The following is a 21,535-nucleotide window of genomic DNA, read 5'->3' as shown; positions in this document are numbered from 1 at the left end:
ACTCCTCTTTTAGAGGATTCCTCCAAGAACGGTGGGCCGAAGTTCGTCGTAACCGGTATCCCGCCGCCGACCCCATGAGGTGTGTGATGTCCCGGTGATCGCCCTGCTCGCGCCCGGCCAGGGGGCCCAGACCCCCGGCATGCTCGCTCCGTGGCTGGCGGACCCCGCCGCCGAGAAGCTCGTCGCGGGCTGGTCCGACGCGGTCGGCCTCGACCTGGTCCGGCTGGGCACCACCGCGGACGCGGCGGAGATCACCGACACCGCGGTCACCCAGCCGCTGATCGTCAGCCTCGGGCTGCTCGCCGCGCGGCGGCTGCGCGAGACGGTGGAGCTGCCCGAGGACACCGTCGTGGCGGGCCACTCGATCGGCGAGCTCACCGCCTACGCGATCGCGGGCGTCCTCGACGACGACGCCGCCGTCGCACTGGCCGGGGTACGGGGCCGGGAGATGGCAGCGGCCTGCGCCGTCGCCCCCACCTCGATGGCCGCCGTGCTCGGCGGCGACCCGGACGTCGTGCTGGCCCGCCTCGCCGAGCTCGGCCTGGACCCGGCCAACCGCAACGGCGCCGGCCAGATCGTCGCCGCGGGGGCGAAGGAGGCGATCACCGAGCTGGTCGCCGGGCCGCCGGAGGGCGCCCGGGTCAAGGAGCTCCCGGTCGCCGGGGCCTTCCACACCGCTCACATGGAGCCCGCCAGGGCCGCGCTGGCCGAGCACGCGTCGGCGGTCGCGGTCGCGGACCCCCGGCTGACCCTGCTCTCCAACGCCGACGGCGACGTCGTCGACTCCGGCACCGAGGCACTCGACCGGCTGGTCGCCCAGGTGACCCGCCCGGTCCGCTGGGACTCCTGCATGGAGACCCTGGCCGCCCGCTCGGTCGGTGCGACCCTGGAGCTGCCCCCGGGCGCGACGCTGACCGGCCTGGTCAAGCGGGCGATCAAGGGCACCCCCACACTCGCGCTCAAGACACCCGAGCAGATCGACGCCGCCGCACAACTGATCGAGGAGCACCGGAAGTGACTCGGATCCGCCTGGCAGCCCCGACCGTCGGCGCGCGCGTCCTGGGCCTGGGCAGTGCCCAGCCCGAGCACGTCGTCACCAACGACGACCTGGCGAAGCGCGTCGAGACCGACGACGCGTGGATCCGGTCCCGGGTCGGCATCGCCGAGCGCCGGATCGCCGACGAGGCGACCTCGCTGCCCGACATGGCCGTCGACGCCGGACACGCCGCGCTCAAGGACGCCGGGATGGAGCCGGCCGGGCTGGGCGCGGTGATCGTCGCCACCTGCACGATGCCCAATCCCATCCCGAACGCCGCCGCCCAGGTCGCCACCCGGCTCGGCGCGAACGGGGTCCCCGCCTTCGACCTGAACGCAGCCTGCGCCGGTTTCTCCTACGCGCTCGGCGTCGCCGCCGACATGGTCCGCGGCGGGAGCGTCCCGAACGCACTGGTGATCGGTGTCGAGAAGCTCTCCGACTGGATGGACTGGGACGACCGCTCGACCAGCATCATCTTCGCCGATGGCGCCGGCGCCGCACTGATCGGACCGGCCACCGAGCAGGACGGCGTCGGTGTCGGACCGGTCAGCTGGGGCAGCTCCGGTGACCGGTCCGATGCGATCCGGATCCTCGGCGACACGACGAACAAGCTGCACCAGGAGGGCCAGGCGGTCTTCCGCTGGGCCACCACCGCGGTCGCGCCGGTGGCACTGGACGCGATCGAACGGGCCGGGTTGACCCCGGCCGACATCGACGTGCTGATCCCGCACCAGGCGAACCTGCGGATCGTCGAGGCGATCGCCCGCAAGCTGCGTTCGAAGGGTGCCCGCGACGATCTCGTCGTCGCCGACGACATCGTGCACTCCGGCAACACCTCGTCCGCGTCGATCCCGCTGGCGCTGGACCACATGCGCACCGCCGGCCGGGTACGGTCCGGCGACGTGCTGCTCCTCGTAGGCTTCGGCGCAGGGCTCTCCTACGCCGGGCAGGTCGTCGTCTGTCCGTGAGACGGCCTGGCACGATCCCGTACGACCCACCCCCACCCATCGGAGGAGAACCGAACGTGGCTGACAACGCTGAGATCCTGTCCGGGCTTGCCGAGATCGTCGAGGAGGTCGCCGGCATCGACACCGCCGAGGTGACCCCGGAGAAGTCCTTCGTCGACGACCTGGACATCGACTCGCTGTCCATGGTGGAGATCGCCGTGCAGGCCGAGGACAAGTTCGGCGCGAAGATCCCGGACGACCAGCTGGCCGAGCTGAAGACCGTCGGCGACGCCGTCGACTTCATCGCCAAGCACCAGTGAGCCGTACCGGCGAGCGCTCGTGTCTCGTCGGGGAAAAGGAGACGTCATGACCGACGGAGTGGTCGTCACCGGTTTCGGGGCCACCACCCCGCTCGGCGGGGACGCCGCCTCCACCTGGGAGGCACTGCTCGCCGGGAAGTCCGGCGTGAGCACCGTCGAGGCGGAGTGGACCGAACGCTTCGACCTCCCGGTGCAGATCGCTGCCCAGCTCGCGGTCGAGCCCTCCGAGGTCATCCCGCGGGTGCAGGCCCGCCGGATGGACCGCTGCGAGCAGGTCGCGATGGTCGCCGCCAAGGAGGCCTGGGCACACTCCGGTCTCGGCGCGATCCCCGGTGAGGACGGCGCAGCCGTGGAGGCCGAGCGTCTGGCCGTCGTGATCGGGGCCGGCATCGGGGGTGCGCCGACGCTGCTCGCGCAGGACGACCTGCTCGAGGAGCACGGCCTGCGCAAGGTCTCGCCGCTCACCGTGCCGATGCTGATGCCCAACGGGCCGGCCGCGATGGTCAGCCTGGAGTACAAGGCCAAGGGCGGGGCGCACTCCCCCGCGTCGGCCTGCGCGACCGGAGCCGAGGCGCTCGCCTGGGCCTACCGGCTGCTGCGGGCAGGCGAGGTCGACGTGGTGCTGGCCGGCGGTGCCGAGTCCTGCATCGTGCCGATCACCGTGGCCGGGTTCGTCCAGGCCCGGACCCTGTCCACCCGTAACGACGACCCGGAGCGCGCCTCCCGGCCGTTCGACACCGGGCGCGACGGGTTCGTCCTCGGCGAGGGCTCCGGCGTGCTGGTGCTCGAGCGGGAGGAGTTCGCGAAGGCCCGCGGAGCGACCGTGCACGGCAGGCTCGCCGGGATCGGGATGACCTCGGACGCCTATCACATCACCGGGCCCGACCCGGAGGGCGAGGGCCAGGTCCGCGCCATGCGCAAGGCCGTCGCGAGCGCCGGGCTGGAGGCCTCCGACGTCACCCACGTCAACTGCCACGCCACCTCCACGGTGGTCGGCGACGTCGGTGAGTCGGTGGCCGTGCGCAAGGCGCTCGGTGACCACCCGGTGCTCACCGCGCCGAAGTCGGCGCTGGGTCACCTGGTCGGCGGCGCGGGTGCGGTCGAGGGGATCATCTCGCTGCTGTCGGTGCGCGACGACATCATCCCGGCCACCCTCAACCTCGAGGACAAGGACCCGAAGGTCGAGCTCGACGTGGTCGCCGGGGAGCCCCGGAAGACCACCGTCGACGCGGCCCTGAACAACTCGTTCGGGTTCGGCGGGCACAACGCCTCGCTGCTGTTCACGAAGGCCTGACCCGCAGCACGTCGACGGCGGCGGTCCCGGCTCGTCCGGGGCCGCCGCCGTCGCGTTGTTGCGCCCGGGCGGGATCGGCGGATCAGCAGGGCGCGCCGAGCACCCCGCCCGCGTCACCGACCAGCATCCTCGGCGGAGACCCCGCCATCGGGTAGGCGGCCTGCCAGCAGATCCGGCCGACCTGCAGCCCCGGCGGGCCGTCGGACGGGTCCTGGACGCTGACGAAGCGCACCAGCGCCACCACCCCGCCACCCGGCGCCGGATCGATCCGGTCCACCCGGATGGTGCCGTCGACGGTGGACCCGATGCCGTCGAGCCAGTTCTCCCGCGGCTGCTGCTCGGCCCGCTCCGGGCTGACGACACGCGTCCACGTCTCGTAGTCGCGGCTGTTGACCGCGTTGAAGTAGAGCTGGACCTGTTCGAGCACCAGCCGCGCCGCCGGATGGCTCGCCGCGCCGGCGCTGATCGTCACCGTCTGATCCCCGGCGCCGTCGTCCGGAAGGCGCGGCGCCGCCGCGGCCGGCGCGGTACCGCGCGGGGCGGCACCGGCCGCCGTCCACGCCGTGCCGCCGACCGCGACCAGCGCCACCACCAGCCCGGCGGCCACGGCCGCGGCCCGGACACTCATCCCTGGCTCCTGCACACGTCGAACAGTGTGCCGGGCCCGGATGCGGTCAGCCGACCCGGTGGTTCAGCCAGGTCACCGCGGCGCCGTCGCCGGCGAAGCGGAAGGACTCGAGCTCGTCGTCCCATGCGGTACCGAGCAGCTGGTCCAGCCGCCGGGACAGCCCGGTGCCACCGTTCTCCGCCATCACCGCCCGCAGCTGGTCCTCGGGCAGCACGACGTCACCGTTCGCGCTGGTGCGGCCGTGCCACATCCCGAGCCCCGGCACGTGCATGAACCGCTCGCCGTCCATCCCCGGGCTGGGCTCCTCCGTCACCTCGAACCGCAACATCGACCAGGCCCGCAACGCGCTCGCGAGCGCGGACCCGCTTCCGGCAGGACCGCTCCACGAGCATTCCGCCCGCATCTGCCCGGACGCGACCGGCTGCGCGGACCACTCGAGGGAGACCCGCGTTCCGAGAACGCCCGAAAGCGCCCACTCGACGTGCGGACAGACCGCAGTCGGCGACGAGTGGACGAACACCACTCCGCGTGTGCTCACTGCCAACCTCCGCTGTCGTCGACGAGGATCGTCTTCCCCTACGTCCTCGAGACGGTGCGGTGTGCGGCGCGTGCATGCGTGCGCTGGTGTCGTGTGCTGCGTGTGGGGTTGAGGTGACCTCCGGTACTGATGGGGACTCAGGTGCTGCCACTGTGCCGCATTCCGGCTCCGGCGGCCACCCCGACACGTCCTCCGGGTGAACGATCACCGGCGTGTCGCGGACCGCCGCGCGGATCAGGCGGTGTAGGTGGCGAGCGTCGCACCGGTCTGCGGGTCGGGCGCCTCGGTGCGCACCAGCTCGCCGAGATCGGCGAGCACGTCGAGGTGCGCCACGGTCTCGAGCACCGCCAGCATCCGGTTGAACAGATCCATGTCGTCGAACCGGTGCTCGCGGCGGGTCCAGCGCAGCACCCGGGCCACGTCCTGCGCGGTCGGGTTTCCCGCCACGACCGCGTCCCGGCACTGCGCGAGCCGGACATCGTGGTGCGCCAGCAGCTCCTCGACGCGGGCGTGCACCCGGCCGCCCACCGGTCCGTGCGCGGGCAGCAGCGCGGCATCCGGCCGGGACCGGACCAGCCGCAGCGAGTCCAGGAACTGACCGAGCGGACTGGCCACCGGAGCCGGCTGCAGCCCGATCGACGGGGTGATCCGGGGCAGCACGTGGTCACCGGCGAACAGCAGCTCGTGCGCCTCGTCGGCGAAGACGAGATGGCCACGGGTGTGGCCCGGGGTCTCGATCGCGGTCAGCAGCCGGGTGTCCGCCTGCTCCCCGAGCGTGATCACGGCCCGGTCGGCGATCCACTCGTCCGGCGGCTGCCACTCCTCGGGGACGGGCCGGGGCCACGGGCCGCCGCGGCCGATCTCCTCGACCAGCTCCACCGCACCGCAACGCAGCAGCCGGGTCCGGTCGGGCTCGCGGTCAGTGTCGGCGACAACCGCCATGTTCGGCTGCTCCCCCGCGCCGAGCAGCACCCGGGCGCCGTACTCACGGCGCAGCACCGAGGCCAGCGTGTAGTGGTCGCGGTGTGCGTGCGTGATGAGGAACCGGCGGACGTCACCGAGCCCGGAGCCGAGCGCCGCGAGGGACTTCGCCAGCAGGTCCCTGGCCTCGTCGATGGCCCATCCGGAGTCGACCAGGGTCCAGCCGTCCGCGTCGGCCACCGCGTAGACGTTGACCGCCCGCAGGCCGTCGTTCGGCAGTGGCAGCGGGATCCGGTAGACGCCGGGGGCGCTGCGGAACACCCCCGTCTCCGTCCAGTCGCCACTCGGGTCGTCGTCGGTCACGGTCGGGAGGCTCACCCCAGCACGATAGATCGTGTGCAGTGCTATCGGGATCAGCGGGCCATCGGGATCAGCGGGCCATCGGGATCAGCGGGTGAAGGCGTCCCGGCCGGTCGACGGTGTCGCGAACATCGACTCGCCGTAGAGCTCCCGGAAGGTGGCGAGGATGTCGACCAGCGGGAGATCGTGGAAGGTGCCGCGGTCGTGCTCGTAGCTCATGTAGCGCGCACCGGAGCCGTCGAACTCGTGCATCAGTGCGTCCGCGGTGCCGTCGAACGCGATCGGCTCCACGCCGAAGCGGGCGCACAACTCGGCGTTGAACGCGGGCGTCGCCTTGACCCACCGGCCGTCCAGCCAGAGTGCGCTGTAGCCGTGCCAGGCGAACAGGTCGGCGCCGCCCATCCGGTCGCGCAGTCGTGGCGTGTTGAGGTGGTTGCGGACGTCGGCGAACCCGATCCGGGCCGGGATCCCGGCCGCGCGGGCGGCGGCGGTGAGCAGCACCGCCTTCGGCACGCACCAGGCCGCCGGACGCTCGGCGACCCGGCTCGCCCGGTAGTCGTCGGGATCGGTGACCACTCCGAACGGGTCGTACCAGATGCCGTCGCGGACGGCGTCGAACAACGCCACCGCACGGCCGACGGGTCCGTCGCATCCGGCCGTGATCCGCTCGGCGTACGCGCGCACGACGGGCGCGTCGGAGTCGGCGAACCAGCCGGGTGCCAGATCGAGCTCGGTCGGACCGGACATGTGGTGCTCCCTTCGACGTGATCCCGTCTCGCACGAGAAATATCACCATACGTGCACATCTGGTGACGCTGCGACGATAACGCTCACCGAGTACACCCGAGGGTGGGACACGTTCACACCCGGAGGGGGCCGAGATCCGCGCTACCGTCCCTGCGTTCGGTGATCACGATGGTCGGGGCCCGTTGGGGGCCCGGCCCGAGGAGGGGCGCAACGATGGGGGCAGGGATCCCGGAGCAACGATCCGGGCAGGACGCGCCGTTCCTCACCGTGGCCGAGGTGGCCGAGCGGATGCGGGTGTCGCGGATGACGGTGTACCGGCTGGTGCACTCCGGTGAGCTGCCGGCGGTGCGGTTCGGCCGTTCGTTCCGGGTGCCCCCGGGCTCGGTCGAGTCGTTGATCGAGTCGGCCCGCTACACGGGGAGCTGAGGCGGGCCCGATGCTGCCGACCGACGCCGCGAGCGCTCGGCGGGTGGCCGGCACCTACGACACGGCCGAGGCCGCCGTCGAGCGCGAGCGGACGCTCGCCCTGCTGGCCGCGCGGCCGGGCGAGCGGGTGCTCGTGGTCGGGAGCGGCCCCGGGCAGCTCCTCTCCGAGCTGGCCGACGTGGTCGGACCGGGCGTGCACGGGATCGACCCGGACCCGGTGATGGTGACCCTGGCCCGGCGCCGCTGCCACACCCGTGCCGTCGTCGAACAGCGAGCGCTGCACGGGCCGGGTTCGCTGCCGGACGGACCGTTCGACGCCGTCGCCTGCCTGCAGGTGCTGGAGTTCCTGCCCGATCCCGGGCCGGCACCGGCCGAGCTGCGCCGGGTGCTGCGTCCCGGCGGGCGGCTGCTGGTGCTCGACACCGACTGGACGTCGCTGCACTGGCCGGGCCCCGGGCAGGACCGGCACCACCGGATCCGGGACGCCTGGTGCAGCACCGTGCCGCGGCCACGGCTGCCGCACGAGCTGGGGCCGATGCTGCGCGCCGCCGGGTTCACCGACGAGTGGTCCGAGCGGGCGCCGATGCGCGGACCGGCGTCGCACGGCTACGGGGCAACCCTGCGCGAGATGGTCGCCGCCGCGGCCCCCGGCCGGTGCGGGCTGAGCCGGGCCGACGTCGACGCCTGGGCGGCCGCGGTCGCGGCCTGCGGCGACGAGCCGTTCTCGGTGGACCGGTGGTTCCTCGGCGCCACCGCGGCCTGAGGCGGGCGCCGTCGCGCTCGGGCATCATCGTCGGGCGTGAGCACAGCGTCGCAGGGCCCGGTTCCCGTCCGCGTGCGGATCGGGCGGCAGCCCGATCACCTCCGGTGGTTCCGGGTGGTCCCACGCACCGGTGAGTGGATCAACTTCGCGCCGCCGGGCATGCCGCGCGACGACTACGAGGTCGACTGGGTCCTGCACTGGGCGATCGACCCGGACGACGGCGAGCAGCCCGAGGTCACGATCGAGATCCAGCTGGTCGAGCCGGACGGGCTCTAGGCGAAACCGTGGCTGCGGATCGCGGCCGGGCCGCCCTCGCGCAGCGCGTCGAGCACCGCCCGCTCGTGCGGGACCGTCGCTGCAGGCAGCGCAGCCAGCCCGAACCACTCCAGCCCGGCCGTCTTCCCGGTCTCCGCCGCGTGCGGCTCACCGGCCCAGCGGCGGCAGGTGAAGAAGAAGTCGACCCGCTCGTCGACCGGCCTGCCGTTGCCGTGTGTGCGGTGCACCGCGGTGAGCGGGACCAGGTCGGCCGGGTCGATCGTGACGCCGAGCTCCTCGCGGGCCTCGCGGACCGCGGCACCCAGCGGGTCCTCGCCCAGCTCGACGTGACCGGCCGCGGCGGCCGCCCAGTGGTCGTCCATGTAGCCGGTGTTCGCCCGCAGTTGCAGCAGCACCTCGGTGCGCTCACCCGCGCCGCGCAGCAGGAGCACGTAGGACGCCGGGACCACCTGGTAGCGATCGGTCACCACCCGACCCTAGGCCGTGCCGCCCCGGGCCGGTCGCCCGGTGGGGTGCTCCCCCACGCACGATCCGCCGCTGCAACACCGGGGTAATGCGACGGCACTACCGTCGCCGGATGGCGGTCCACACCTCCCGGCGGATCCGGGTCGACGACCGGCTGGGTGTCGTGCCGCCCCGGGGCTCGGAGCTGCGGTTCCGGACCGTGCACGGCTACCGGCGGGCGTTCCGGGTCGCCGGGTCCGGCCCCGCGGTCGTCCTGGTGCACGGCATCGGTGACAGCTCCGCGACCTGGGAGGCCGTGCTCCCCGCGCTCGCCCGCAGACATCTGGTGATCGCGCCCGACCTGCTCGGGCACGGCAACTCGGAGAAACCGCGGGCCGACTACTCGGTGGCCGCCTACGCCAACGGAATCCGCGACCTGCTCGGTGTGCTGGGCATCGGGCGGGCCACCCTGGTCGGGCACTCGCTCGGCGGCGGCGTGGCCATGCAGTTCGCCTACCAGTTCCCGGAGCGGACCGAACGCCTCGTGCTCGTCGGCACCGGCGGGGCGGGTCCGGACGTCACACCGCTGCTGCGCGCGGTGAGCATGCCCGGCGCGCAGGCGCTGCTCGCCGCGCTGCAGCTGCCGCCGGTGCGCTGGCAGGCCGGCCTGATGATCGACGCACTCCGGTTGCTCGGAACCGATCTCGGGCGGGACGCCGACGACCTGCTCCGGGTGATCGACGCGCTGCCCGACGCCACCGCCCGGGCAGCGTTCATCCGGACCCTGCGCGCGGTCGTCGACTGGCGCGGTCAGGTCGTGACCATGCTCGACCGCTGCTACCTCACCCGCGGGATGCCGACGATGCTCGTGTGGGGTGAGCGCGACGCGGTGGTGCCCGTCGAGCACGCCTACACCGCGCACCGGGCGATGCCGGGCAGCCGATTGGAGATCTTCGGCGACACCGGGCACTTCCCGTTCCACTCCGATCCGGCCCGTTTCGTCGGGCTGCTGGAGGAGTTCCTCTCCTCGACCGAGCCCGCGCGCTGGAGTCCCGAGCAGTGGCGGCAGCTGCTGCGCTGCCCGGGGCCCGCCCCGTCGGGGACCCGCCCGGGACCGGTCTCGGCGACCTGAGGACCGGGTTCAGGGGAGCACGCCGAGCCACTGCGCTGCGCAGCCCGGGCAGACCCCGGTCGCCGGATCGGTGCGGTGCACCTGGCGCAGGCAGACGACGCAGTGCACGAGACGGCGGCGGGCCCGGCGGACCAGCCCGTCCCGGATCTCGCGCACCAGCAGCATCCCGTCGCTCTCCGGGTCGGTGCAGCCGTCGATCCCCGGGATCTCCTGGACGTCGGCCGGATCGAACCCACCGGCCCCCGATCCCGGCTCGGGCCGGGCGAGCAGCGGCGGTCCCGGCGGCACGATCGCGAGCATCAGCTGCGCGGGCTCCCCCGCCAGGAACCACTCGACGGGCTCCGGCTCGGCGCCGGGCGGTGTCAGTCCCGCGGAACGCAGATCCGTGTCGGTCCAGCCACCGGCCCGCAGATCGGCGGGGCTCAACCCGAAGTGCCGCAAACCGTCCACCGGCAGATCGAGCTCGGTCAGCTCGGCCGGGGACGGCACGCCCACGTACATCCGGCCGCGGCCGTCCGCCCGGTCCCCGCTCGCCGCGGTCGTCTGCGGCCCGGTGCGGGGGCCGGCACCGGCGCCGTCAATGTCATCAGCCCCTGCACCGGCGCCGGCGCCGTTAGTGTCACCGTCACCGGCACCACCGGCATCGGCGCCAGCACCAGCACCGTCACCGGCGGCCCGGCGCCAGGGGGCGCCGAGCACCAGGGCGACGATCCTCGGGTCGGTCCGGAGCCGGTCGGCGATCTCCGCGGTCCGGTCGTGCACGGCTACCCTCTTCTCGCTCGTGAGCGGGCCGGTCGCGGCCCGGCCGCCCGGCCCACCCGGACGGGCCCGGTGGCTGCGGCCCGGCACACCGGCCCGGAACGCGCCTCGGGGCGGCACCGGAGTCCGGTACCGCCCCGAGGGTGGAGCGTCAGCTGCAGCCGCTGGTGGAGCCGCAGCCCTCGCAGAGGTAGCAGGATCCGGCGGGCCGCATCTTCGTCCCGCAGGTCATGCACAGCGGGGCGTCGGCGGCCTTGCCCAGCCGCAGCTCGAGCAGCTCGGTGGAGCTGCCGACCTCGGCCGGGGCCGGCTCGACGGCCGGGTCCTTCTTCTCGACGGTGGTCGGCACCGAGGAGCGAAACTCGTCGAGGTCGAGCTTCTCCCCGTTCGAGCCGTACTCGCTCTCGACCTGGGCCGACCGCTCGTCCGAGGAGAAGATGCCCAGCTGGACCCGCTTCTCGTAGGGCAGGTGGTCCAGCGCGAGCCTGCGGAACAGGTAGTCGAGCACCGAGGTGGCGATCCGGACGTCCGGGTCGTCGGTCATGCCGGCGGGCTCGAAGCGCAGGTTCGAGAACTTCGAGACGTAGAACTCCAGCGGGATCCCGTACTGCAGGCCGACCGAGATCGACATGGAGAACGCGTCCATCACGCCGGCCAGGGTGGAGCCCTGCTTGCCGAGCTTCACGAAGATCTCGCCGAGGCCGTCGTCCGGGTAGGAGCCCGCGGTCAGGTAGCCCTCGGCGCCGCCGACGGTGAACGACACGGTCTCGCTGGGCCGCTTCTTCGGCAGCCGCTTGCGGATCGGCCGCTGCTCGACGACCGTCACCTTCTCGACCTCGGCGGTGTCACCGGAGGCCTTCTTGTCGCCGCCCTTGCCCGCGGACAGCGGCTGGCCGACCTTGCAGTTGTCGCGGTAGATCGCCAGGGCCTTGAGGCCGAGCCGCCACCCCTCGAGGTAGATCCGCTCGACGTCCTCCACGGTGGCCCGCTCGGGCATGTTCACCGTCTTGGAGATCGCGCCGGACAGGAACGGCTGCGCGGCGGCCATCATCCGGACGTGCCCCATCGGGGCGATGGTCCGATCACCCATCGCGCAGTCGAACACCTCGTAGTGCTCGGGCTTCATCCCCGGGGCGTCGATCACGTGGCCGTGCTCGGCGACGTACTCGACGATGGCCTCGGCCTGCTCGGCCTGGTAACCGAGGTTGTCCAGTGCCCGGCGCACGGACTGGTTGACGATCTGCATCGAGCCGCCGCCGACCAGCTTCTTGAACTTGACCAGCGCCAGGTCCGGCTCGATGCCGGTCGTGTCGCAGTCCATCATCAGGCCGATCGTGCCGGTCGGGGCCAGCACGGACGCCTGCGCGTTGCGCCAGCCGTTCGCCTCGCCGATCTCCTGGCACTGCTTCCAGGTCTGGGACGCGAGCTGCTGCACCGGGTTGGACGCCGGGAAGCTGCGGATCCCGTCGTTCGCCGCGGCGTGCTTACGGACGACCCGCTGGTGGGCCTGGGCGTTGCGGGCGTAGCCCTCGTACGGGCCGACGACCCCGGCGAGCTCGGCGGAGCGCTTGTAGGCGGCGCCGGTCATCAGCGAGGTGATCGCCCCGGCCAGCGCGCGACCGCCCTCGGAGTCGTAGGCGTGCCCGGTCGCCATCAGCAGCGCGCCCAGGTTCGCGTAGCCGATGCCCAGCTGGCGGAAGCGCCGCGTGGTGTCGGCGATCGGGTCGGTCGGGAAGTCCGCGAAGCAGATCGAGATGTCCATCGCGGTGATGATCAGCTCGACGGCCTTCGCGAAGGTCTCGGCGTCGAACCGGTCGTCGGCGTCGAGGAACTTCAGCAGGTTCAGCGACGCGAGATTGCAGCTGGAGTTGTCCAGGTGCATGTACTCCGAGCACGGGTTGGACGCGCTGATCCGGCCCGACTCGGGCGTGGTGTGCCAGTCGTTGATCGTGCCGTCGTACTGGATGCCGGGGTCGGCGCAGTTCCAGGCCGCCTCGGCGATGCCGCGGAAGAGCTTCCGGGCGTCGGTCCGGTCGATGATCTCGCCGGTCATCCGGGCGCGGAGGCCGAAGTCGGTGCCCTCCTCGACGGCGCGCATGAACTCGTCGGTCACCCGGACCGAGTTGTTCGCGTTCTGGTACTGCACCGACGTGATGTCGGAACCGCCCAGGTCCATGTCGAACCCGGCGTCGCGCAGCACCCGGACCTTGGCCTCCTCCTTGGCCTTGGTCTCGACGAACTCCTCGATGTCGGGGTGGTCGACGTCGAGGACGACCATCTTCGCGGCCCGGCGGGTCGCGCCGCCCGACTTGATGGTGCCCGCGGAGGCGTCCGCGCCACGCATGAAGGAGACCGGGCCGGAGGCGGTGCCGCCGGAGGACAGCAGCTCCTTCGACGAGCGGATGCGGGAGAGGTTCAGGCCGGCACCGGAGCCGCCCTTGAAGATCAGGCCCTCCTCCCGGTACCAGTTCAGGATCGACTCCATCGTGTCGTCGACCGAGAGGATGAAGCAGGCGCTGACCTGCTGCGGGCTCGCGGTGCCCACGTTGAACCAGACCGGTGAGTTGAAGCTGAACACCTGGTGCAGCAGCATCCAGGTCAGCTCGTGATCGAAGATCTCGGCGTCGGCCTCGGTGGCGAAGTAGCCGTGCTCGACCCCGGCCCGCCGGTAGGTGCCGACGACCCGGTCGATGAGCTGGCGCAGGCTCGACTCGCGGGTCTCGCTGCCCACCGCACCACGGAAGTACTTGCTGGTGACGATGTTGGTGGCGTTCACCGACCAGGCGCGCGGGAACTCGACGCCGCGCTGCTCGAAGTTGATCGTGCCGTCGCGCCAGTTCGTCATGACGACGTCCCGGCGCTCCCACTCGACCTGCTCGTACGGGTGCACACCCTCGGTCGTGAAGACCCGCTGCACGGCGAGGCCGGAGCGCCGCCGGGCGCCGGCCTTCGCGCGGCCGCGCGCCTTGCCCGGCGCCTCGCCGTCCTGTGCCGTGTTGTGCGCCGTGTTCTGAGCCGTGCTGCTCCCGGTGTCTGTCGCCGGGCCCCCGACCGTGTCGGTCATGAACTGCCTCCGCATCCGACTGTCCTCTCCCGCGCGCTGGGGTGCGCGGGCACCCGAGACGGTGCTGGGACACCGCCCCCGTACCCGGTCCGGCCGGTCCGATCCGGTCCGGCACCGGCGGCTGCGCCCCCTGCGCGCCCGCTCCGGTGCCGTCCGATCGGCATCAGCCGTCCCGGTTGCCGGCTCCGTCGTCGGCTGCTTCCCCGGCAGCCGCCGAACGGAGGTCGGCGATCTCCTTCTCGAAGTCCTCGATCGAGGAGAAGGATCGGTAGACGCTCGCGAACCGCAGGTACGCGACCTCGTCGAGCTCGCGCAGCGGCCCGAGGATCGCCAGCCCCACCTCGTGGCTGGGAATCTCGGCAGCCCCACGGGCGCGCACAGTCTCCTCGACCCGGTGGGCGAGCTGCTGCAGGTCGTCCTCGTCGACCGGCCGGCCCTGACACGCCCGTCGAACCCCGCTGACCACCTTCTGCCGGCTGAAGGGTTCGCTCACCCCGCTGCGCTTGACGACGGCGAGCACGGTCTCCTCGACCGTGGTGAACCGGCGCCCGCAGGCGGTGCAGGACCGGCGGCGGCGGGTGCAGGTCCCGTCGTCGGCGGTCCGGGAGTCGATCACCCGGGAATCCGGGTGGCGGCAGAACGGGCAACGCACGTCGGCACTCCCCTTCTCCCGTGACCCGGCGGGAACTCTCCGCCTCGCACCGCGGCGAACCGCGGTGCCAGCTCCCCCAACCAGTGGGAGAACGACACCAATGTAACCCCTACATATTGGGGTGCGCCATCCCCGGGTCCGGTACGGCGCCGAGCTTCGCCCGATCGGGAACGAGGGTCGCACACCGCTCTCGCAGGGCCTTCGGAGTGCACCGATCATGAACATGCGCATCAGCCCTGATCAGCGCGTGTGGCGCACACCGGGGGCCCACCGGGCGCCCCGGGAGGGCCGCGACGGACGGTGGCCCGGTTCGGGGACACGCCATCCCGGCGCGCCGGGCGGCGAGACTCCTGTCACGCGCAGCGACCTCTGCCCGGCGCGCAAGGACCCCCGAGCCCCGGCGGACACGTCGACACCCGGCGCCGCAGCACCTCTCAGCCGCCGGCCGGAGCCGTCGCCACCGGCCCCGGTGAGGGGGCGGCCTCGCTGTTCCATCCGGCGGCCGCATCCCCGATCAGCCCCAGGAGCACGACGACCGTGGCCGAGCAGAGCACCGTGGCGATCCCGGCCAGCAGTCGCTCGCCGCGCGAGCGTGGCCGCAGAGCCGGACGTGCCCGGCGGGTGGGGGTCACACAGCGGCGATGCCGCGGGCGCGCCGTCCGCAGTGCCACCGCCGGCGCCGCAGCCGACGCGAGCGCGCCCGGCCGTCGCGGCGCGGGCGCAGCGGCTCGTCCCGGTGTGACCGATGGGGCCAGTGGGGCCGGCTCCTGCACCGACGGCGGCCGGACCGGAGCCACGGTGCTGCCCTCGGCGGGCTCGCGCACGACGCCGCCGGACGGCACGGACGCCCCGGGAACGACCCCGGGCAGGGCCCACCGGACTGCGGCGCGGGCCGCGGCGGACCCGCGGGCCGGACGCGTGGCCCCTGCGCACGGCACCGCACGGGCGGATCCCGGCCGCTCCCGCAACCTGGTGGACACCGACCGCTGCCGCACCCCGGCGGCCGCTGCCCGGCCCGTCCCGCCGGCCCGTGGTTGCCGCGCCACCTCACGCACGTCGAGCTCCTGCATGGCTCCTCCTGCTCATCGAGGACCACCCGCCTGTTCCGGCGGAACGGTCACCGTCGACGGCGGCCACACCCGGCCGCGCGCCGTGCCCGATCCGGCCGGCCCTTCCCCGGGACCGGTCGAACGGACGTGCGAGCTGTCTAACACCGGACCCCGACAGAAATCGGATCGCCGCTGCTCAGCCCGCCCCGGCCGGGTTCAGTCGCCCGCCGGGCCCACGACGCCGACCGGCGGTGGCGACGCCGACACGGCCGCCGAGATCTCGGCGAGCAGGCCCAGCCCGACGACCGCCGTCGCCGAGGCGAGCCCGATCCCCAGACCCGCTGCGGCGCGCCGCAGCACGCCACCCGCCGGCTGCACCGGCCGTGCCGCCGGTGCCACCCGTGCCGCCGGTGCCACCTGCGCCGCCGGTGCCGACCGGACCGGCCGGAACTCCGCCGGTCGCCGCGTGCCCGACGGCCGGATCTCGGTCACCACACCCATGCCGCTCGCCCTTTCTGCCCGAACGGGCGCCCGCCTCGGACACCCGGCCACTCGAATCGAATCGATGTTCGATCGAACGCCTGTGCGAGTTTGTACCACCGGTGCCCGACGGAATCCACGACACGCGGGCGGTGAACTTCGAACGCATGTTTGGCGGACCGGCCGAAGGCGGCTAGTGTTCGTGCCGGTACATCCTCGAGGAGGCGAATGCGATGGCAGCGGACGAGTCCGGAGGCGGTGCGTCCCCCGGGCGGGGTTCCGCCAACGTCCGGGAGTTCCCCGAGCCCCCGGCCGACACACGCGGTCTGACCCCGCGACAGCGGAAGGTCCTGGCGGTGATCCGGGACTGGGTGGACCGTTACGGCTACCCGCCGAGCGTGCGGGAGATCGGCGACGCGGTGGGGCTCACCTCCACGTCGTCGGTGCACCACCAGTTGCGGACCTTGGAGCGCAAGGGTTTCCTGCGCAGGGATCCGAACCGCACCCGTGCGGTCGACGTGCGCAGCCCCGAGCAGGTCGGCGCAGGCGACGGAACCGACGCCGACACCGAGGCCAGCCGCTCGGAGCGGCCCGCTCCGGCGTTCGTGCCGCTGATCGGCGACATCGCCGCCGGTGGCCCGATCCTGGCCGAGCAGGCCGTGCAGGACGTGTTCCCACTCCCCCGGGAGATCGTCGGGGAGGGCACGCTCTTCCTGCTGAACGTCAAGGGTGACTCGATGGTCAACGCGGCGATCACCGACGGGGACTGGGTCGTCGTCCGGCAGCAGCCGGTCGCGGAGCAGGGCGAGGTGGTCGCGGCGATGATCGACGGCGAGGCCACGGTGAAGACGTTCCGCCGCAAGGACGGTCACATCTGGCTGATGCCGGCCAACGACGCCTACGAGCCAATCCCCGGGGACGACGCGTCGATCCTCGGCCGGGTCGTCGCGGTGCTGCGCCGCCTCTGATCATGCGCCGACTCCGATCATGCGCGGCCTGCGGGTTGCGCCGTCGCTGACCCGCGCCGCCGCTGATCGGCGTCGCTGCTGACCCGTGGTGCCGCTGATCTGCGCCACTCTTGATCGGCGCCACCTCTGACCTGCGCCACTTCTGACCTGCGCTGCCGCTGACCGCGCTGCTTCTGATCCGCGCCACCCTTGATCTGCGCCGCCTCCGATCCGCAGCCCGGGGGCGGCGCGGTCAGCGTCTGCGGCGGCCGTGCAGCGCCATCGCCCCCACACCGGCGAGCAGCACACCGACGACCACCGCCATTCCGGCGACGGCGGGCAGCCACGGTGGGAAGGAGCGGGCGTCGGGCGCCTCTGCGGGCTGTGCCCGGACCGGCGCCGCCGGTGCCGTGGCCGCGGCGACCGCGCCGGGGACCGTCCGGATACCCGCCGGTGCCAGTCCCCGCGTCTCGGTGCCGGAGTGCAGCGCCCCGCGGCCGTCCAGGGCGACCGCCTCGCCCTGTGCTTCGCCGGGCAACGGCACCTGCAACGGCGCCCCGCGCAGCGCCTCGACCAGGACGTCCCCGGTCACCGGGCCGTCGGGCAGCGGGAACAGCCACGCGTCGGTGTAGGTCCGCAGCGCCGCGGCCCGTCCGCCATCCGCGTCCGGCGGCCCCACGGCGCCGCCGGTGATCGTGCGGGTACCGATCGCCCCCAGCGGTCCACCGGCGGTCGCCGAGTACGGCAGGACGACGTCGGTGACCCGTTCCAGCTCCAGCGGCCGTCCCTCGGCGAGCGGTTCCGCGGGGCGGTACAGCCCGGCCGCACCGGAGGTCTTGTCCACGATCAGCGGGGTCCCGTCGTCGGCGACGAGCACCGCCTCGGCGTCCCGCGGGCCGTCCGGGTAGACGAGGTCGTAGGTACGGGGCGGCCTGTCGACCGGCAGCACGACCAGGCGCACCGACTCGCGGCGTGCCGTGTTGTCCCCGATGTCGGCGAGCCAGAGATCGCCGTCCGGTGAACGGCCGAGGTCCTCGACGTCGGTGACCCGCACCGGTGCGCTCCGCTCCCCCGTCACCGCGCAGCCGGCCGGATCGAGGGTGAACACCTGCGCGGTGCCGCCACCGTCGACGATCGCGTGGTAGCGCTGTGGCCGCTCCCCCGGCGCCCCCTCGGTGACGAGTCCGGAGAGTTCGGCCAGCCGCGGGTCGTCGATGGTGCACACCGGCTGCGGCTCGGCGACCGGCGGCGCTGCGGCCGACGGCCCCGGCACGGCACGCGCCTGCGCCGCCGCGGACGGTGTCGCGGCAGCCGCGGTGGCGGGCACCAGGCCGAGTGTCGCAGCCACCAGCGGCGCCGCGACCCGCCGGAACACCACCCGGGCACGACCGCCCGGTGCGCTCCGGGACCCGGCCGGGACCGCCCGGGTCAGCGCCCCGCCGCCGTCGCCGGCAGGTCGGGATCGGCGTCGGCGCCGGCCGGCCCACCGGCGATCGCGAACGCCAGTACCGCGGTGCCCAGCTCCGGCCCGACCCGGGCGCGGACCCGGGTGCCCTCGGGGGTGTGCTCCTCGGACAGCACCTCGCCCTCGTCGTGCAGGCGGGCGACCAGCGCGCCCTCGGTGTAGGGCAGCAGCAGGTCGACGTCGTACTCCGGGCGCGGCAGCAGATCGGCGATCCGCCCCCGGAGCAGGTCGATGCCGTCACCCCGGTGCGCGGAGACGAACACCGCATCGGGCTGCGCGTGCCGGAGCCGCGCGAGGGCCAGGTCGCCGGCGGCGTCGGCCTTGTTGATCACGAGGAGCTCGGTCGGCATGCTGCCGCCCTGCTCCTCGCCGATCTCGACCAGGACCTCGCGCACCGCGGCGATCTGGTCGTCGGGCAGCGGATCGGAGCCGTCGACCACGTGCACCAGCAGATCGGCCTGCGCGGCCTCCTCGAGCGTCGACCGGAATGCCTCGATCAGCTGGTGCGGCAGGTGCCGGACGAAGCCGACGGTGTCGGTCAGGGTGTAGGTCCGCCCGTCCGCCGTCTCGGTCCGGCGGGTGGTCGGGTCCAGGGTCGCGAACAGTGCGTCATCGACCAGCACGCCGGCGTCGGTGAGCTGGTTGAGCAGACTCGACTTGCCGGCGTTGGTGTAGCCGACGATCGCGACCGAGGGGACCTCGTTGCGCTTGCGGTTGCCGCGCTGGGTCGCCCGGACCTGGCGCATCGCGGCGATCTCCCGGCGCAGCTTCGACATGCGCGCGCGGATGCGGCGGCGGTCGAGCTCGATCTTCGTCTCACCGGGGCCACGGCCGCCGATCCCGACGCCGCCCGCGGCACGGCCACCGACCTGCCGGGACAGCGCCTCACCCCAGCCGCGGAGCCGGGGCAGCAGGTACGACAGCTGGGCCAGCTCGACCTGCGCCTTCCCGTCCCGCGAGCGGGCGTGCTGGGCGAAGATGTCGAGGATCAGCGCGGTCCGGTCGATCACCTTGACCTTGAGCCGCTCCTCGAGCTGGCGGAGCTGACCGGGCGACAGCTCGCCGTCGCAGATCACCGTGTCGGCCTCGGCCGCGCGGACCGCGAGGCCGAGCTCGTCGACCTTGCCGGAGCCGATGAAGGTCGCCGGGTCGGGCGTCGACCGGCGCTGCACCAGACCGTCAAGCACCTCGGAGCCCGCGGTCTCGGCGAGCCGGGCCAGCTCGGCCAGCGAGGCCTCGGCCCGCTCGGCGGATCCCTCGGTCCAGACTCCGACCAGCACCACCCGTTCCAGGCGCAGGCGGCGGTACTCGACCTCGGTGACGTCGGTGAGCTCGGTGGACAGGCCGCCGATGCGGCGGAGCGACGAGCGCTCCTCGAGTTCGAGTTCACCGGTGGACGGGCTGGCGGGCACGGGCGTGTGGGCTTCAGTCATCTTGCTTCCGAGTGTCCCACGTTCCGGGAGCCGCTGTCCGGTCCGTTTCGCCGGGCGGGTCGCCCGGGTAGAGCGCCAGGTACACCGCGAGCGGCTCGGCGCCCGGCACGACCGGCTCGGCGACGTAACGCTCCAGCAGCTCGTCGAGCTCCGCCCGCAGCGCCGCGACCCGCGCCGGTGGCAGCCGCAGCACCAGCCGGGTCTGTTCCAGCGCCGCCGGGCCGACATCGGCGACCTCGCCGAGGAACGCCTCCAGTCCGGCCTCGGCCACCGGTTCGTGATCGCCCGCGCCGTCGAGTGACCAGGACAGCCCGGTGCTCCGGTACGGGATCTCCCGGGAGCCGCGGGCGCCGCGCCGGGCCGGCTGGGCCGCCAGGAAACCGTTGGCCACCAGCCTGCGGACGTGGTGCAGCGTCGTCGCGGGATCGCGGCCGAGCCGGGCGGCGAGCTCGGCGTTGGTCAGCGCGTCCACGTGGGTCAGCCGGATGATCCGCAGCCGGACCGCCGAGGACAGCGCGGCGATCTCGGACTCGGTGGCGGACCGGCGGGCATCGGGCACCGCCGCAGGGTAACTGATTGGCACTTTCCAATCAGTCGGAGCATTCTCGGTCCATGGCCCGATCCCCGACCGGCTCGCTGTGGCGGCACCGGGACTTCCTGCTGTTGTGGGGCGGGGAGACCGCGAGCCAGGTCGGCACCCGGATCGGTCAGCTGGCGGCGCCGCTGCTCGCGGCCACCGCGCTCGGCGCGACACCGTGGCAGATGGGGCTGCTCACCGCCGCGCAGACCGCCGGGTTCCTGCTGATCGGGCTGCTCGCCGGCGTCGTGCTCGACCGGGTGCGGCGGGTGCCGGTGATGGTGGCCGCCGATCTGATCCGGTTCGCACTGCTCGTCACGGTGCCGCTCGCCTGGTGGTTCGAGGTGCTGGGGTTCGGCCACCTGCTGCTGGTGACCTTCCTGGCAGGTCTGGCGACGGTGTTCTTCGACATCGCCTACCAGTCGGTGCTGCCGTCCCTGGTCGGCCGGGAGCACCTGGTGGAGGGCAACGGCAAGCTGGAGTCGACGCGGGCGGCCGCCGAGGCAGGCGGGCCCGCGCTCGGCGGTGCACTGGTGCACCTCGTCGGCGGGGCGGCCACGATCGGCGGGCAGGCGCTCGGCTACCTGATGTCGGCGGCCGCGATCGCCCGGATCCGGACCGTGGAGCCGGCGCCGGTCCCCACCCGGCCGACGGTGCGGGCCGAGATCGCCGAGGGGCTCCGGTTCGTGCTGGGACACCCGCTGCTGCGACCGATCGTGCTGTGTACCGCCTGGGCGAACCTGGCCGGCGGGATGATCCTCGCGGTCCTCGTGCTGTTCCTGGTCGGGGACCTGGGGCTGTCCGAGGTGGGGGTCGGGATCGCGGTGGCCGTCATCGGCGTCGGTGGGCTCGCCGGCGCGGCCACCGCCGGAGCGTGGACGAGACGGCTGGGGCAGGCCCGCACGATCGTCGTCTCGCTGCTCGTGACGACGCCGCTCGCGCTGCTGATCCCGCTCGGCGGGCCGGGCCCGCTGCTCCTGCTGACCGCGGTCGGCCTGTTCGCCGACGGGTACGGCGGTGTCGTCTACAACGTGGCGCAGGTCAGCTTCCGGCAGGCGATCTGCCCGGACCGGCTGCTCGGGCGGATGAACGCCAGCGTCCGCTTCCTGGTGTGGGGGACGCTCCCGGTCGGCGGTCTGCTCGGGGGCGCGCTGGGCGAACTCCTCGGTCCTCGCGGGGCGCTGCTGGTCGCGTGCTGCGCGCTGGCGCTGTCACCGCTGCCGGTGCTGCTCTCCCCGCTGCGCCGGCTGCGGGACCTCCCCGCAGGGTGACGGCCC

23 protein-coding genes are annotated in these 21,535 nt (G+C 73.4%); 10 read left to right on the top strand and 13 right to left on the bottom strand.

What is annotated here, in order from left to right:
• Positions 1-94: 94 nt before the first annotated feature.
• The 4 genes from Pdca_RS10265 to Pdca_RS10250 are packed head-to-tail and all read left to right on the top strand — an operon-like array spanning position 95 to position 3,597.
• A complete protein-coding gene (locus Pdca_RS10265) occupies positions 95-1,018 on the top strand; it encodes an ACP S-malonyltransferase (RefSeq protein WP_085915276.1) in 924 nt (307 codons plus the stop codon).
• Positions 1,015-2,004: a beta-ketoacyl-ACP synthase III gene (locus tag Pdca_RS10260; protein WP_166665930.1), complete on the top strand. Its 990-nt coding sequence runs from the start codon at positions 1,015-1,017 to the stop codon at positions 2,002-2,004. The genes Pdca_RS10265 and Pdca_RS10260 overlap by 4 nt, the downstream gene beginning before the upstream one ends.
• Before the next feature lie 56 nt (positions 2,005-2,060).
• Positions 2,061-2,303, top strand: a complete 243-nt coding sequence (locus Pdca_RS10255) for an acyl carrier protein (protein ID WP_010231572.1) — start codon at positions 2,061-2,063, stop codon at positions 2,301-2,303.
• Between the two features lie 46 nt (positions 2,304-2,349).
• Positions 2,350-3,597 carry a beta-ketoacyl-[acyl-carrier-protein] synthase family protein gene (locus tag Pdca_RS10250; RefSeq protein ID WP_085915275.1) on the top strand — a complete coding sequence of 416 codons (1,248 nt, stop codon included), beginning with the start codon at positions 2,350-2,352 and terminating at the stop codon, positions 3,595-3,597.
• Positions 3,598-3,679: 82 nt separating this feature from the next.
• On the opposite strand, the gene Pdca_RS10245 is transcribed toward Pdca_RS10250, so the two are convergent.
• From Pdca_RS10245 to Pdca_RS10230, 4 genes are all read right to left on the bottom strand, one after another.
• Complete coding sequence (locus Pdca_RS10245) at positions 3,680-4,225, bottom strand: hypothetical protein (RefSeq protein ID WP_085915274.1); 546 nt, start codon at positions 4,223-4,225, stop codon at positions 3,680-3,682.
• A gap of 46 nt (positions 4,226-4,271) precedes the next feature.
• Positions 4,272-4,763: a DUF3145 domain-containing protein gene (locus Pdca_RS10240; RefSeq protein ID WP_166665929.1), complete on the bottom strand. Its 492-nt coding sequence runs from the start codon at positions 4,761-4,763 to the stop codon at positions 4,272-4,274.
• A 234-nt stretch (positions 4,764-4,997) separates the two neighbouring features.
• Positions 4,998-6,062, bottom strand: a complete 1,065-nt coding sequence (locus Pdca_RS10235) for an MBL fold metallo-hydrolase (protein WP_085915272.1) — start codon at positions 6,060-6,062, stop codon at positions 4,998-5,000.
• A 69-nt stretch (positions 6,063-6,131) separates the two neighbouring features.
• Complete coding sequence (locus Pdca_RS10230; protein WP_085915271.1) at positions 6,132-6,791, bottom strand: transglutaminase-like domain-containing protein; 660 nt, start codon at positions 6,789-6,791, stop codon at positions 6,132-6,134.
• A 213-nt stretch (positions 6,792-7,004) separates the two neighbouring features.
• On the opposite strand from Pdca_RS10230, the gene Pdca_RS10225 reads away from it, so the two are divergent.
• The 3 genes from Pdca_RS10225 to Pdca_RS10215 are packed head-to-tail and all read left to right on the top strand — an operon-like array spanning position 7,005 to position 8,256.
• Entirely contained in the window at positions 7,005-7,217 is a 213-nt protein-coding gene (locus Pdca_RS10225; protein WP_174824379.1) for a helix-turn-helix domain-containing protein, read from the top strand.
• 10 nt (positions 7,218-7,227) lie between these two features.
• Complete coding sequence (locus Pdca_RS10220) at positions 7,228-7,980, top strand: methyltransferase domain-containing protein (RefSeq protein WP_085915270.1); 753 nt, start codon at positions 7,228-7,230, stop codon at positions 7,978-7,980.
• A 36-nt stretch (positions 7,981-8,016) separates the two neighbouring features.
• Entirely contained in the window at positions 8,017-8,256 is a 240-nt protein-coding gene (locus tag Pdca_RS10215; protein ID WP_125911348.1) for a hypothetical protein, read from the top strand.
• Here the strand turns inward: Pdca_RS10215 and Pdca_RS10210 are convergent.
• Positions 8,253-8,723, bottom strand: coding sequence for an NUDIX hydrolase (locus Pdca_RS10210; RefSeq protein ID WP_085915302.1), 471 nt, complete (start codon positions 8,721-8,723; stop codon positions 8,253-8,255). The genes Pdca_RS10215 and Pdca_RS10210 overlap by 4 nt on opposite strands.
• A 110-nt stretch (positions 8,724-8,833) precedes the next feature.
• On the opposite strand from Pdca_RS10210, the gene Pdca_RS10205 reads away from it, so the two are divergent.
• Positions 8,834-9,832, top strand: a complete 999-nt coding sequence (locus Pdca_RS10205; RefSeq protein ID WP_125911347.1) for an alpha/beta fold hydrolase — start codon at positions 8,834-8,836, stop codon at positions 9,830-9,832.
• A gap of 9 nt (positions 9,833-9,841) precedes the next feature.
• Here Pdca_RS10205 and Pdca_RS35440 read toward each other — a convergent pair whose 3' ends face one another.
• The 5 genes from Pdca_RS35440 to Pdca_RS35435 form a co-directional block, all read right to left on the bottom strand.
• Positions 9,842-10,594 (bottom strand): hypothetical protein, encoded by a 753-nt coding sequence (locus tag Pdca_RS35440; protein WP_085915268.1) that lies wholly within the window; start codon positions 10,592-10,594, stop codon positions 9,842-9,844.
• Between the two features lie 148 nt (positions 10,595-10,742).
• The gene (locus Pdca_RS10195) at positions 10,743-13,655 is read right to left on the bottom strand and encodes a vitamin B12-dependent ribonucleotide reductase (protein ID WP_166665928.1); all 2,913 of its coding nucleotides are present in this window, start codon (positions 13,653-13,655) and stop codon (positions 10,743-10,745) included.
• A gap of 163 nt (positions 13,656-13,818) precedes the next feature.
• Complete coding sequence (nrdR, locus tag Pdca_RS10190; protein ID WP_085915266.1) at positions 13,819-14,307, bottom strand: transcriptional regulator NrdR; 489 nt, start codon at positions 14,305-14,307, stop codon at positions 13,819-13,821.
• 434 nt (positions 14,308-14,741) lie between these two features.
• Positions 14,742-15,377, bottom strand: coding sequence for a hypothetical protein (locus Pdca_RS10185; protein WP_085915265.1), 636 nt, complete (start codon positions 15,375-15,377; stop codon positions 14,742-14,744).
• Between the two features lie 195 nt (positions 15,378-15,572).
• Entirely contained in the window at positions 15,573-15,857 is a 285-nt protein-coding gene (locus Pdca_RS35435) for a hypothetical protein (protein WP_158092273.1), read from the bottom strand.
• A 212-nt stretch (positions 15,858-16,069) separates the two neighbouring features.
• On the opposite strand from Pdca_RS35435, the gene lexA reads away from it, so the two are divergent.
• The gene (gene lexA, locus Pdca_RS10175) at positions 16,070-16,804 is read left to right on the top strand and encodes a transcriptional repressor LexA (protein ID WP_085915263.1); all 735 of its coding nucleotides are present in this window, start codon (positions 16,070-16,072) and stop codon (positions 16,802-16,804) included.
• Between the two features lie 232 nt (positions 16,805-17,036).
• On the opposite strand, the gene Pdca_RS10170 is transcribed toward lexA, so the two are convergent.
• The 3 genes from Pdca_RS10170 to Pdca_RS10160 form a co-directional block, all read right to left on the bottom strand.
• Positions 17,037-18,110, bottom strand: coding sequence for a hypothetical protein (locus Pdca_RS10170; protein ID WP_125911345.1), 1,074 nt, complete (start codon positions 18,108-18,110; stop codon positions 17,037-17,039).
• 101 nt (positions 18,111-18,211) lie between these two features.
• Positions 18,212-19,681: a GTPase HflX gene (gene hflX / locus Pdca_RS10165; RefSeq protein ID WP_085915261.1), complete on the bottom strand. Its 1,470-nt coding sequence runs from the start codon at positions 19,679-19,681 to the stop codon at positions 18,212-18,214.
• Positions 19,674-20,240: an ArsR/SmtB family transcription factor gene (locus Pdca_RS10160; protein WP_125911344.1), complete on the bottom strand. Its 567-nt coding sequence runs from the start codon at positions 20,238-20,240 to the stop codon at positions 19,674-19,676. Before Pdca_RS10160 ends, hflX begins: the two co-directional genes overlap by 8 nt.
• 53 nt (positions 20,241-20,293) lie before the next feature.
• Here Pdca_RS10160 and Pdca_RS10155 point away from each other — a divergent pair, with 53 nt between their 5' ends.
• Positions 20,294-21,529, top strand: a complete 1,236-nt coding sequence (locus Pdca_RS10155; RefSeq protein ID WP_085915260.1) for an MFS transporter — start codon at positions 20,294-20,296, stop codon at positions 21,527-21,529.
• Positions 21,530-21,535 lie beyond the last annotated feature (6 nt).

The organism is Pseudonocardia autotrophica, assembly GCF_003945385.1.
GTDB classification, from domain to species: domain Bacteria; phylum Actinomycetota; class Actinomycetes; order Mycobacteriales; family Pseudonocardiaceae; genus Pseudonocardia; species Pseudonocardia autotrophica.
This window is presented reverse-complemented; position numbering and strand designations above follow the sequence as displayed.